The 12,498-nt window shown below is 61.1% G+C and carries 8 protein-coding genes; 6 read left to right on the plus strand and 2 right to left on the minus strand.

Translation table 11 applies throughout. The features are described 5' to 3' along the window. Nucleotides 1–6: 6 nt before the first annotated feature. Nucleotides 7–1,344, minus strand: coding sequence for a sigma-54 dependent transcriptional regulator (locus GKE62_RS15210; protein WP_154692973.1), 1,338 nt, complete (start codon nt 1,342–1,344; stop codon nt 7–9). Next, nucleotides 1,341–3,161: an ATP-binding protein gene (locus tag GKE62_RS15215; protein WP_195908443.1), complete on the minus strand. Its 1,821-nt coding sequence runs from the start codon at nt 3,159–3,161 to the stop codon at nt 1,341–1,343. The genes GKE62_RS15210 and GKE62_RS15215 overlap by 4 nt, the downstream gene beginning before the upstream one ends. Nucleotides 3,162–3,384: 223 nt before the next feature. Between GKE62_RS15215 and dctA the strand changes: the two genes are divergently transcribed. The 6 genes from dctA to GKE62_RS15245 all read left to right on the plus strand — a co-directional run bounded on the left by dctA (nt 3,385) and on the right by GKE62_RS15245 (nt 12,488). Next, the gene (gene dctA, locus GKE62_RS15220) at nt 3,385–4,776 is read left to right on the plus strand and encodes a C4-dicarboxylate transporter DctA (RefSeq protein ID WP_154692975.1); all 1,392 of its coding nucleotides are present in this window, start codon (nt 3,385–3,387) and stop codon (nt 4,774–4,776) included. An 11-nt stretch (nt 4,777–4,787) separates the two neighbouring features. Further along, entirely contained in the window at nt 4,788–5,717 is a 930-nt protein-coding gene (locus GKE62_RS15225; RefSeq protein ID WP_195908444.1) for a peptidyl-alpha-hydroxyglycine alpha-amidating lyase family protein, read from the plus strand. A gap of 91 nt (nt 5,718–5,808) precedes the next feature. Continuing rightward, nucleotides 5,809–8,703 carry a TonB-dependent receptor domain-containing protein gene (locus tag GKE62_RS15230; protein WP_154692977.1) on the plus strand — a complete coding sequence of 965 codons (2,895 nt, stop codon included), beginning with the start codon at nt 5,809–5,811 and terminating at the stop codon, nt 8,701–8,703. Nucleotides 8,704–8,856: 153 nt separating this feature from the next. Then, entirely contained in the window at nt 8,857–10,044 is a 1,188-nt protein-coding gene (locus tag GKE62_RS15235; protein WP_230206737.1) for a hypothetical protein, read from the plus strand. A gap of 186 nt (nt 10,045–10,230) precedes the next feature. After that, entirely contained in the window at nt 10,231–12,282 is a 2,052-nt protein-coding gene (locus GKE62_RS15240; protein WP_305080864.1) for a carbon starvation CstA family protein, read from the plus strand. Then, nucleotides 12,279–12,488, plus strand: coding sequence for a YbdD/YjiX family protein (locus GKE62_RS15245; RefSeq protein ID WP_154692979.1), 210 nt, complete (start codon nt 12,279–12,281; stop codon nt 12,486–12,488). Before GKE62_RS15240 ends, GKE62_RS15245 begins: the two co-directional genes overlap by 4 nt. The last annotated feature ends 10 nt before the right edge of the window (nt 12,489–12,498 follow it).

The following is a 12,498-nucleotide window of genomic DNA, read 5'->3' on the forward strand; positions in this document are numbered from 1 at the left end:
TGACGATCAAGGCTTTTTGCGGAAACGACCGATCTCAATTTCGTGTCGAGCCAGCTTGTCGTAAAAAGTTTTTCGCGGGAGTTTCAGTTCGGCGAGCGCGATTGACACATCGCCATTGCAGCGAGTTAGAACGTCACGGATGAGTGATTCTTCGTAGCGCCGGGTGCGTTCTGAGAGCGACGCCTTGGTCTCCAGCTGCTCGCCGGCGTCTTCGGAATGGAGGAGGCCTAACACAAAACGGGTTGCATAGGTCTGCAGCTCCCGCGCGTTTCCAGGCCAATCGTGGTCGATCAAATGTCGACGGACGACCTCGGTAATCTCGGGCATCGAGGCGACACCTTTGGGCAGTGCGTCACCTACGAAATTAGCGAATAGAAGGGGGATGTCCGCCTTACGCTCGCGGAGCGATGGGAGCGTCAGTCGCGCCATTTCCAAGCGGTAGTAGAGATCTTCGCGAAAGCGTCCCTCGCGGACAGCCTGCAACAATTCGATCTTGCTGCTCGCGATTATCCGAATTTCAACTGGCAAGTCGGAAGTTGCATTACTTCCGCGCAACACGCCATCATCGAGCAATTGCATGAGCCGCGATTGAGCCGAGAACGGCAGGCCATCGACATCGTCGAGGTATAGCGTGCCTCTATGGGCCGTTTCGATCAGGCCGATCCGCCTACGCGATTGGCCTGGCAAATGATCGCCGAACATATCTCCCTCGAGCGACCCGGCAGCTGCCGTACTACAGGCGACCGATACAAATGAGTTACCCCGTCGCCGACTTGCACGGTGGATCATTCTGGCCACGAGTTCCTTGCCTGTACCCGTCTCACCTTCAATGATCGCATCGACATTGGCAGCCGCAATCTGATCGATCAAAACCCGCAGCCGAATAATTGCTGGGGTCTCGCCTACCAGCGGAGATTTGGAGGGCACAACGTCTGCCAGCTGGCGCAGTCTGCGGTTCTCAAGCTGAAGTGCGCGCAGGCTACAGGCACTGCGCACTGTGGCGATAAGATGCTCGGCCGCGAATGGTTTGGTCAGGAAGTCATGTGCTCCGGCCTTCAGGGCCGATACCGCCATCGGCACGTCGCCATGCCCCGTTATCAGCACTACCGGTATGTCCCGATCGATCTCGCGCACCGCTCGAAAAAATTGCAGTCCGTCCATGTCCGGCATGCGGATATCGCTGACCACGACACCGTCGAATTGGGCGTCAATGTCGCGTATCGCCGATCGCGCGTCCGCGTAGGTTCTGACCGTAAAACCGGCAAGGCTCAGCGACTGGCTGTTTGCGACGCGCAGGAGTTCGTCATCGTCGACGAAGACGACAAGTCCGCGAGACTCGCTCACGGTTTGAGGAGCGTTACGCAAAAAGCGGCGCCTCCGAACCTAGACGCCGTCATCTCCAACTCCCCCCCGAATTCCCGAACGATATTCTGAGCAATACCCAAGCCCAGACCAAGGCCCTGCTTCTTGCCCGTCACAAAAGGTTCGAACAATGTCGTGCGCATGCCTGCGGGCACCCCGGGCCCGCTGTCGTCAAAGGTGAGCCGAACATTCGGACGGTCCGGCCGCGTCTCTAGGCGGATTTCGATCCGCCGGTCTTCGGTCTCTGCCAAAGCATCCAGCGAATTCTGCAGCAGGTTGATCACCACCTGCTCCAGCCGGACCCGGTCGGCCAACACCATGACTGAGGCTGCAAGTTCCTTAGGCATCACGAGCGCAACACCTTCGCCGCGTAGCCGGTCGCCGATCAGGATCAGTGCGCCATCGAGTGCATCGCCAAGATTAATCTCTCCGATCGGCGGAGGATCGCGGCGGGCGAAATTGCGCAATTCGGTCGTAATGTCACCGATCCGGGAGGTGAGGTCGATGATCACGTCCAGGTTGCGCTGGGTCTCCACAGTGTCAGACTTGTCAATCAGCACTTTGGCGTTCTCGGCAAAAGTGCGGATTGCCGCAACCGGCTGGTTGATCTCGTGCGCTACCCCGGCGGTTATCTGGCCGATGGACCCGAGCCGGTTCGCCTGGGCGAGCTCATCTCGCGCCGTGCGCAAGCGGCGGCTGGCGGCCTCGCGCTCAGACACCTCGGCAACCAGTTGCTGATTGGTGTCGCGCAGTTCCGCGGTCTGCCGCTTGACCTCTCGCTCCAAGGTTCGACGCGAGGAGACCAGAAGCCGCCGCCGTTCGACGCTTCGGATGGTGAGACCGAGACACAGCACTAGTATCAGGATTACGACCAACCCGATGACTTGCGCCCGCAGCCGCGCGTCGCGCAGCGCGGCATCCATCGGTTCTAGGGAGCTGAGAATCCACTCATCCATTTGCAATGAGGTGGAGGCAATTGCGTAGCGGCGATTTGGTGGCAGGACGACGATGTCCTGATCTGAGCTGCCGGCGAGGGTTGGGGGCGGTAGGGCGAACGACAGCGAAGCAGGCATTGTCGCCCCGAACTGGAGCGTCTTTTGAGCCTTCTGGCGAGCAGCGGGTGACAACGGTCGACTGGGATGGAGCACCCAGTCTTTGATGCTCGCAGCTGTGATAATACCATCGGGGTCACGAATAATGGTTATGCCCGGCTGGTGGCCCCATATCGCTTCGAGGCGGTCGAGCGAAATCTTGACGACAATGACGCCGCGACCGTTTGACACAGCCTGTGCAAAGAACAGCCCGGGTTGACCGCTGACTAGGCCTCTTGCGAAGTATTCAGCGCTTCGATCGATCAGTGCGCGCCGGAAATAGGGGCGGAATGCAAAGTTCTGGCCGACGAAGCTGGTCGGCAAGTCGAAGTTGCTCGCGGACAGCGTGATGCCGCTCGAGTCGATGACGTAGATCACCTCGGAACCCGTGTGCTGTGCCAGGAAACGAAGCTTTCCGTTCAGCTGCTTGGCCACATTCGGGTCGTGCGATTCGACGAGCGAAATGACGTCGCTGTTTTCCGCCAAGACGAGGGGGAGCAGCCGGTATTTTTGCAGCTCGCTTTCGAACAGTCCGGCGTTCGCACGCATTCGCTCATTAGCTGCCAGCTGTGCTATCTGCGCGGCGGAACTGACCGCCCACCGCTCGATGGCGACGCCCATCAGGAACAGCACCACGGCGCTCAGCAGCACCACCAGCGCAGTTCGTCCCGGACGCTTCAAGGCGGTGGTGAACGGATGAGCGTTCATCCGGCTGCATACCATTGATTCGAACTCGTGCCATACGGATTGAGCGGAAATCCGCACAATGTATCGGTCACGCTGGCGGAAATTCGCACGCCTCCGCTAGACACTGACAAGAAATGTACTGTGCTTTCAGTGAGTTAACGATTTCCGACATTCGGTTTGTGGGGTCGCAGGCTGACCCGTATTTTCGTTTCACGGCTTCGAAGAGGGCCAATCTGGAGCGAGGATGCAATTGGGCGACCCCCATCTCGATGACGAACTAGGCCGGCGTGGTTTCAACGCCGGGACCGGCGTGCCGCTTTATAGGCACCTGTATTTTCAGGTGCTGATGGCGATCGCCTTGGGCGTCGCGATCGGCTTTCTTTTTCCCGACGTCGGGATGGCCTTGAAGCCCTTGGGCGATGGCTTCGTCAAACTGGTCAAGATGATCGTCGCTCCGGTGATTTTCCTTACGGTGGTAACGGGGATCGCCGGGCTGCAGGAACTCGGCGGCCTGGGGCGCCTTGCCACGAAGACGCTAGGCTACTTCTTCGTCGTGTCCACATTCGCATTGATTGTGGGGCTGGTGGTGGCAAACCTCGCTCAGCCCGGCGCCGGAATGAACATCGATCCGGCATCGCTCGACGCCAACTCCGTCAGCCAATTCGCGCGGGACGCTCACGACCGGACTATCGTCGGGTTTCTGACCGAGATCATTCCCACGACACTGCTGTCCTCGCAAGTTGACGGCAATATTCTTCAGGCATTGCTGGTCGCCATCCTGGTCGGTATTTCGGCGTCGGTTGTCGGGGAACGCGCGGCGCCCGTGATGCGCTTGCTGCAGAGCGCTTCGTCCATCGTTTACCAGCTGGTCCACATGCTCATGCGAGCCGCGCCCGTGGGTGCGCTTGGCGCGATCGGTTTCACGATCGGGAAGTACGGAATTTCCGCCCTCGTCAATCTGGCCGGGTTGGTTGCGCTGTTCTACGTCACTTCCGCACTTTTCATCCTGTTGGTGCTTGGCGCGATTGCACGGCTGAGCGGTTTTTCCGTCCTGAAGCTTATCGCCTATCTGCAACAGGAGATCGTCCTGGTGCTTGGCACTGCCTCCTCGGAGGCCGCGTTGCCTAGCCTCATGGAGAAACTTGAGCGCGCCGGATGCCGCCGATCGATCGTCGGCGTCGTCATTCCCTTGGGTTACTCGTTCAACTTGGACGGCACCAACATCTATATGACTTTGGCGGCGCTATTCGTCGCTCAAGCTTGCAACGTGGATCTGACCCTGGGCCAGCAGCTTCTGCTGCTCGGCGTAGCGATGATCAGCTCCAAAGGCGCAGCAGGGGTCACCGGTGCCGGCTTCGTTACCTTGGCCGCGACGCTTTCGATCGTGCCGGGCATTCCCGTCACCGGGCTCGCGCTCATCCTCGGCGTCGACCGTTTCATGTCGGAATGTCGTTCGGTGACCAACTTCATCGGCAACGCCGTCGCGACGATCGTTCTTGCCCGCTGGGAGGGCGGGCTCGACGCCGCTCGCCTCAAGAGCGCACTGGCCGGCGGACCGCTGCTGCCTGCCGGCGCGAGCCCCGATCTCGAGCCTGCGCAGATCGAACCGGTCACCCGCATGGCCGTGACCCAATGAAGGAAATTCAGATGTTTGACGCAATCACCCTGACGCGGCGTTTCGCCATCTCCGCCAGCCTCGCCGCGGCGTGCGTGATCGCGCCAGCGCACGCTTCACCTGCCCCGCGCGCGCGCGTCTACGAACAAGTGGCCAACTGGGCACAGCTGCCACAAGGGACCACCTGGCAAGATATGATGGCCGTGGACATTGATTCCAACGGCGACATCTACGCGCTGCAGCGCACGCCCTTCAAAGTCATCGTCCTGAATCCCAAGGGCAAGTTCCTTAGGTCATGGAACACCGGGGATCTCCCCGGCGTGCATGGACTTCGCGTCGACCGGTTCGACAATGTGTGGATCACCTCACGGGCGTTGCACCAGGTCTTCAAATTCACCCGCGACGGCAAACTGCTCATGGAACTGGGCACAAAAGGCGTGGCCGGCGACAATGATTCCAAGGTCGCCCTCAACGGCCCCGCCGATGTCGCCGTGGGACCAAACGGCGACATCTTCGTCGCCGACGGAGAAAGCACCAATACCAGGATCGTCAGGTTCTCCAAGGACGGCACGTTCGTGAAGTCCTGGGGGACGAAAGGCACCGAGCCGGGCCAGCTCATGGTCCCGCACAGCATTGCGATGGACTCCAAGGGCAGACTGCTGGTCGCCAACCGCGGGAACAAGCGGATCGAGATCTTCGATCAGCAAGGCGCGGTTCTTGGGCAGATCAAGAATGACATCACGCCATATGGGCTGTTCATCACCCGGGACGGGACGCTTTATGTCGCCGATGGAACCAAGCCGGTCGGGAGCATGTCGGTCATCGACATGAAGAGCGAAAAAACCCTGTTCCACGTGTCGGGATTGACCGGCTCGCACATGCTTACTGTCGACAGGAAGGGCTCGATCTACGTCGCTGAAGTAAGCGGCAAATCGCTGCGAAAGTTTGTCAGAAAGAAATGACATCGTTTCTGGGGCTTCGAGACAATTGCTCTGCAACTCAAACCGCTAATTTGTATCCAGATAAACCAATAATCCAAATAGGAGGGAAATAATGTCACACAATTGCATCCGTACGAGGCTCTCTCAGGGTTCAGCGGTTCTCGCAATCATCCTTGCCACGACAGCGACCGCCCATGCACAGGAGGTCGCTCCGGCAGACCAGCCGGCGGCAGACGCCGTGTTAACCGCAGGGGAAGCGCCGGAGAGCGCTGCCGATGGCGCTGATCAGGGCGCCGCGAGCGCTGAAGGCAGCGGCGGTTCGGATATTGTCGTTACCGGCACGCGAATTGGTGCGTCCGGCTTCAACGCGCCGACCCCCGTGACGGTCGCCACGTCGGAGAAACTGAAGGAAGCCGCGCCGGGCAACTTGGCGGACGGCCTCAATCAGCTTCCGGTTTTCGCCGGCAGCATCAAGTCGTCGAACTCGCTGCCCACCGCCGCCAATCGCAACATCGGCCAGAACCTCCTCAATTTGCGCGGGCTGGGGCCTACGCGAACCCTGGTGCTGCTCAATGGACAGCGCATGGTCGCAAACAACGTTCTCGGTTCGGTCGACATCAACGTCATTCCGCAGGGGCTGGTTAGCCGGGTGGACGTCGTCACTGGCGGCGCCTCTGCCGCTTACGGATCGGACGCCGTCGCCGGCGTCGTAAACTTCGTCCTCAATACGGGATTGAGGGGCTTCAAGGGCGAACTCCAGAGCGGCATCTCGACCTTTGGCGATGCCCGTCAATTCTCGGGGTCGCTCGCCTATGGCGCTTCCACCTCTGACGATACGGCACGCTTCATCGTCGGTATCGATGCTTTCGATCAGAAGGGCATCGGGCCGCTCAAGAAGACCGGCCGCGACTTTTTCGACAATGGCGAGGGCACAATCGTCATTCCGAACGGCACGCCGCGCCAGTTCAATGCACGCCAGGTCCGCAGCGGGCAGGCAACCTACGGTGGGCTTATCACCAGCGGCCCGCTGGTCGGCACCCAGTTTCTTGGAAACGGAGCAACCTCGGCCTTCAATTATGGGAGCCCGGGTGCATCGAACTACACTTGGATCAACGGGGGCGACGGCGCGAAGGGCAACCTCGGCCTCCTCCCGGGGCAAAAGCGGTTCAGCGGATATGTCCGGGCGGAATTCGACGTGAACGACAGGCTGACGGTGTACGCCGACGGCCTCTACGCCCAAAGCCACACGGACCAGGCGGCGTTCTACAACTACGCGACGACGGCTCTCGCCCAGTACACTATCTTTCGCGACAACGCCTATCTGCCCGCCGCGGTCGCCGCGAGAATGGACGCTGCCGGGATAACCTCGTTCAAGTTGGGCAGGGCGGAGAGCGAACTGCCGCTCGACCACAATGTTGCGAAAACCGATGTCTATCGTGCATCGGTGGGATTGCGCGGATCGTTTGGCGACAGCTGGAAATACGATGCCGGCTATACCTTCGGACAAACCGATCAGTTCATGGCGAACACCAACCTGGCGGTCGCCCGGAACGCCTTTGCCGCCGCCGACGCGGTGCGCGACGCCAGCGGCAAGATCGTCTGTCGATCGACCCTCTCCGGCCTCGATCCAGGGTGCACGCCCCGCAATCTGTTCGGCGTGCAGCCGGTCGACAAAGCGATCAGCGACTACGTCACGGACGACAGCTTCCTGAACCTGCGCCTGCGTCAGCAAGTGTTCAGCGCCAATATCCGGGGCAATCTCGGCGACAGCTTCCAGATTGCTGGTCCGATCGCGGTCGCGGCGGGTCTGGAATACCGCAAGGAAAGCGCCTTCCAGACTGTGGATGCGCTTTCCCCGACGAAGAACGATTTCACCGGCATCCGCGGCGCGCCGGTGGCGATCAACGGCGTCCAGGGACCGTTCCGCTTCTTCAACCCCCTGCCTTTCTCGGGGAATTACAACATCAAGGAGGGTTACATCGAAGTAGGCTTGCCTGTTCTGGCGGACAGCATACTCGGCTCGCTCGATCTCAACGGCGCAGTCCGTCACGCCGACTACAGCACCTCGGGCGGCGTGACGACCTGGAAGGTGGGCGCAAGCTGGCAGTTGACGGACGACCTACGGCTTCGCGGCACAGTGTCCCAGGACGTGCGGGCGCCCAATTTGCAGGAGCTTTTCAATCCGGGTCTCAAGACCAGCGGCAACGTCTCGTATCCGGGGCAAGGCACCCTGCCGACGACGACGTTCCTGCGCGGCAATCCCAACCTCGCGCCGGAGCGGGCGCGGACCTTGACGGTCGGCGCCGTCTACAAGCCGTCCTGGCTGCCGGGACTGCAAGCGTCGGTCGATTACTATAAGATCAAGGTGAAGGATGCGATCGGGTTCTTCAGCGAGGAGCGGATCATCAGCGAGTGCTTCGCCGGCAACGCCGCGCAATGCGCGCAGCTGACGGTCACGGGTGGCACGCTTGTGGTGAATCGCGGCTACGTCAACCTCAGCCAGCAGACCGTGGCGGGCATCGATTTCGAGCTCAGCTACAAGACCGATTTCGCTGGCGGGGAGCTAAGTTCGCGGATCATCGCGAACCATGGCCTGAAGAACGAGTCGGTTACACCCGGGTCAGCACCCAACGTCGCGCTAGGCCTGCCCAGCGCACCGAAGTGGGGCGGCCTGGCCCAGGTCGACTGGAAGAAGGGTCCGTTCGGCCTGTTCGTTCAAGAACGGTACCTTGGACCTGCGCGGCAAGGCGTCGACAAGCCATGGGTCGACGGTATCGATATTGCCAACGGTCGGATTCCGGCGGTCTTCTACACCAACCTGACGGCGAAGTACGATCTTGAGCTGGGGGGCGGCAAGCAGCAGGTATTCCTGTCGGTCCAGAACCTTTTCAATCGCCGGATACCGTTTGGTGCGTTCGGCGTGTCGTCGAGCTTCGCCTCCTCCTATAACGCCGCCTACGACGTGATCGGTCGTTACTTCACCGGCGGTGTTCGGGTGTCTTTCTGATCTGACAGACGCGTGCCCGAATTCCTGGCCCGGTCCGCGCTCAGGCGGACCGGGCTGGGCAAGTGAACTCGAAATGACAAGGAACCTCAGATGATGAGAACGGCACCGAGCAGGCTCCGAGCCCTGAAGATCAGATCGGTCGGAGCATTGGCCATGCTGCTCCTGGGCGCTGGCGCAGGACTGTCGACCCCGGGTCTGGCCCAGGCGGGGCCGACCGTGAGGGCCCCTCGGTTCGAAGTCGACCCGATGTGGCCGAAGCCGCTTCCCAATCACTGGATCCTGGGCTCGGTCGTCGGAGTGGCTGTGGACGCGGACAATCACATCTGGGTTACGCATCGTGGCACCCAGACCGTCGACGAGAACGAGAAACGGCTAGATTCGAAGACGGCCAACTGCTGCGCCGTGGCTCCGCCAATCCTCGAATTTGACCAGGCGGGCAATCTGCTACGCCATTGGGGAGGACCGGGCGCCGGCTATGAATGGCCGACGGCGATGCACCAGATCACCATCGATTACCAAGGCAACGTCTGGCTTGGCGGCAACGGCATAGACGATTCCCAGATCCTCAAATTCACCAGGGACGGCAAGTTCCTGCTACAAATCGGCAAGAAGGGCGCGCGCAAGAAGCCTGGGGCTCCCAAGGGTGAAGGCCAATACGGCGCTACCGCCGATTATGCCGGCGACAGCAATGACCCAGAGAGCTTTGGCAAGGTCGCCCAAGTCTTCGTCGACAAGCAGACCAACGAGGCGTTCGTCGCCGACGGCTACCTGAACAAGCGCATCGCGGTGCTCGACGCGAGCACCGGCACGATGAAGCGTGCCTGGGGCGCTTATGGCAGCAAGCCGGTCGATACGCCGCTCCCGGATTACGATCCGTCCGCGCCGCCCTCCAAGATTTTTCGCAACCCCGTGCATTGCGCCCAGCTTTCGGTGGATCGGCTGCTGTACGTTTGCGACCGTCGCAACGACCGCATTCAGGTTTTCACCCCTGAAGGGAAGTTCGTGAAGGAAGCCTTCTACGACACGAACACGCAAGGGTCGGGAGCAGTCTGGGACATTGCCATGTCGCGCGACCCCCAGCAGCGTTATCTCTACGTTGCGGACGGAACCAACAACCAGATCAGGGTGGTCGACCGCCAATCGCTCAAAGTGCTGACGACGTTCGGAGACGGTGGTCGCCAACCCGGTCAATTCTACGGGGTGCACAGCATCGCAACCGATTCGAAGGGCAACCTTTACACCACGGAAACGTGGGAGGGTAAGCGCGTGCAGCGGTTCGTCTTCAAGGGCATTGGACAGGTCCCGGCCGTGCAGGGAGTGGTGTGGCCCAAAGGGCACTGACCGCCACTTCGAAACGCCGCTGTCGATTTCGGGATGACCATCGGAGGACGTTGTCGCCAACGCGACGCTCTTCGATCCGGCGCCCTTTCATCGACAGCCCTGCAGGATGCAGGCTCCGAGGCCGCGAATGATGCCGGGCATGACTTCCCCACCATGAGCGCCACCTAAAGTTCGGAATGAGACATGATGAGAATGCGGGCGGTATGGGTAGCGGTAGGACTGTTGGGCGCAACCGCGCTGGGCCTCGTTGCGGCATCGCGGGGCGAGCACGTCAACGCCATGTGGCTTTTGACCGCAGCGGTGTGCGTCTACGTCCTGGCGTTTCGCTTCTACAGCCAGTTCATCGCCGATCGGGTCCTGGGTCTGGATCCCAAGCGTCCCACTCCCGCGGTAGCGTGCAACGACGGCTTGGATTTCGTCCCGACCAACAAATACGTCCTGTTCGGTCACCACTTCGCGGCGATCGCGGGGGCCGGGCCTTTGGTCGGCCCTATACTGGCCTCGCAACTGGGCTATCTTCCAGGGGTACTGTGGATCGTCATCGGCGCGGTGGCGGCCGGCGCAGTCCAGGATTTCATCATCCTTGCCCTCTCGATGCGGCGCGGGGGCCGATCGCTGGGTGAAATGGTGCGCGAGGAGATGGGTCTCGTTCCGGGGCTGATCGCGCAGGTTGGCACCTTTGTGATCATGATCATTATCCTGGCAGTGCTGGCCCTGATTGTCGTCAAAGCCTTGGCGCATAGCCCCTGGGGGGCAAGCACGGTTGCAGCCACAATTCCCATCGCGCTCCTGATGGGATTCTACATGCGGTTCGTACGGCCCGGCAGGATCGCCGAGGTTTCGATCGCGGGATTTGTCTTGCTGATCCTGGCTGTCTTGAGCGGACGCTACATATCGACCGATCCATATCTCGCCTCGCTGTTCACCTTGACCGAGCTGCAGTTGTGCTGGGTGCTGATAGCGTACGGCGCCGTCGCCTCCATCCTGCCCGTCTGGCTGTTGCTCGCGCCGCGCGACTATCTCTCGACCTTCATGAAAATCGGCGCGATCGTGTTGTTGGCGCTCGGGGTATTCATCGTCCAGCCTGAGCTGCGCATGCCGGCTTTCACCCAATTCATCCATGGTGGTGGGCCGGTTTGGTCAGGGTCCGTCTTCCCTTTCCTTTTCATCACCATCGCTTGTGGCGCCGTATCGGGCTTCCATGCCCTTATTTCCTCGGGCACGACCCCCAAGCTCATCGGAAACGAGGCTGATACCCGCTTCGTCGGCTACGGCGCCATGTTGATGGAATCGTTCGTGGCATTGATGGCGATCCTCGCCGCCTCGATCCTTGATCCCGCGATCTACTTTGCCATGAACAGTCCGAGCGCGGTCGTGGGTGCCGATGCGCAAAGCGCTGCCGCGGCGATCACCGCCATGGGGTTCGCTGTCACCCCGGACGTTCTGACCCGGACCGCGCAAGAAATAGGCGAGGTGACAATCATCTCGCGCGCTGGCGGGGCCCCGACCCTTGCTGTGGGAATGGCGCACATCTTCTCCCAGTTCCTCGGTGGCAGGGCGATGATGTCGTTCTGGTACCACTTCGCGATCCTGTTCGAGGCCCTTTTCATCCTCACCGCGATCGATGCGGGAACTCGAGCCGGCCGCTTCATGTTGCAGGACCTCATTGGCGTTTTTGTCCCTGCGTTCCGCAAGACGTCGGCGTTGGTTCCCAACCTCGTTGCCACCGGCCTGTGCGTATCAGCATGGGGCTTCTTCCTCTACCAAGGGGCGACCGATCCACTTGGCGGCGTAAACACCCTGTGGCCGCTATTTGCGCTCTCGAACCAGATGCTGGCCTGCATCGCGCTGACCTTCGCGACTGTCGTGCTGTTCAAGGGGAAGCGCCACCGCTACGCTTGGGTCACCGCGGGACCAGCCGCCTGGCTATTCGTCTGCACACTGACGGCCGCGTTCCTCAAGTTGTTCTCTTCGGACCCCGCAGTCGGGTTCCTTCAGCATGCCAGTCGCATCTCGCAGGGCTTGAACGAAGGACGAGTTATCGCGCCCGCCAAATCCCTTTTCGACATGCAGAAAATCGTGATGAACGATCGCATCGACGCCGCCCTGTGCGCGTTCTTCATCGTCGTGACGCTCGCGATGACCGCGTACGGGGTGCGCGCCTGTCTGCTCGCATTGCGCGCAGCGGGACCGACAGCGCGCGAGACTTCGATCCAGTTGGCGCACGCACCCGCATGAGAGGCGTCGCTCTCCTCGTCCGATTGGCGCAGCGCACCGCCGACTGCGGCAGGCTCATGGTCGGCATGCCGAGCTACACCGACTATCTGCTCCACCAGCGGAGCCACCACCCGGAAGCAATGCCGATGAACCGCGCCGAGTTCGTCAGAAATCGCCAGGCGGCGCGGTTTGGTGGGGGCGGGCGGGGCGGCTTTCGCTGCTGCTGACCGAATGAGT

Source organism: Novosphingobium sp. Gsoil 351, from assembly GCF_009707465.1.
GTDB lineage: Bacteria > Pseudomonadota > Alphaproteobacteria > Sphingomonadales > Sphingomonadaceae > Novosphingobium.

Excerpts from the sequence above, each read along its gene's own strand:
- GKE62_RS15235 (WP_230206737.1), top strand. The coding sequence starts at position 8,857 with ATGCTGCTCCTGGGCGCTGGCGCAGGACTGTCGACCCCGGGTCTGGCC.
- GKE62_RS15240 (WP_305080864.1), top strand. The coding sequence starts at position 10,231 with ATGAGAATGCGGGCGGTATGGGTAGCGGTAGGACTGTTGGGCGCAACC.
- GKE62_RS15225 (WP_195908444.1), top strand. The coding sequence starts at position 4,788 with ATGTTTGACGCAATCACCCTGACGCGGCGTTTCGCCATCTCCGCCAGC.
- GKE62_RS15245 (WP_154692979.1), top strand. The coding sequence starts at position 12,279 with ATGAGAGGCGTCGCTCTCCTCGTCCGATTGGCGCAGCGCACCGCCGAC.
- GKE62_RS15215 (WP_195908443.1), bottom strand. The coding sequence starts at position 3,161 with ATGAACGCTCATCCGTTCACCACCGCCTTGAAGCGTCCGGGACGAACT.
- GKE62_RS15230 (WP_154692977.1), top strand. The coding sequence starts at position 5,809 with ATGTCACACAATTGCATCCGTACGAGGCTCTCTCAGGGTTCAGCGGTT.
- dctA (WP_154692975.1), top strand. The coding sequence starts at position 3,385 with ATGCAATTGGGCGACCCCCATCTCGATGACGAACTAGGCCGGCGTGGT.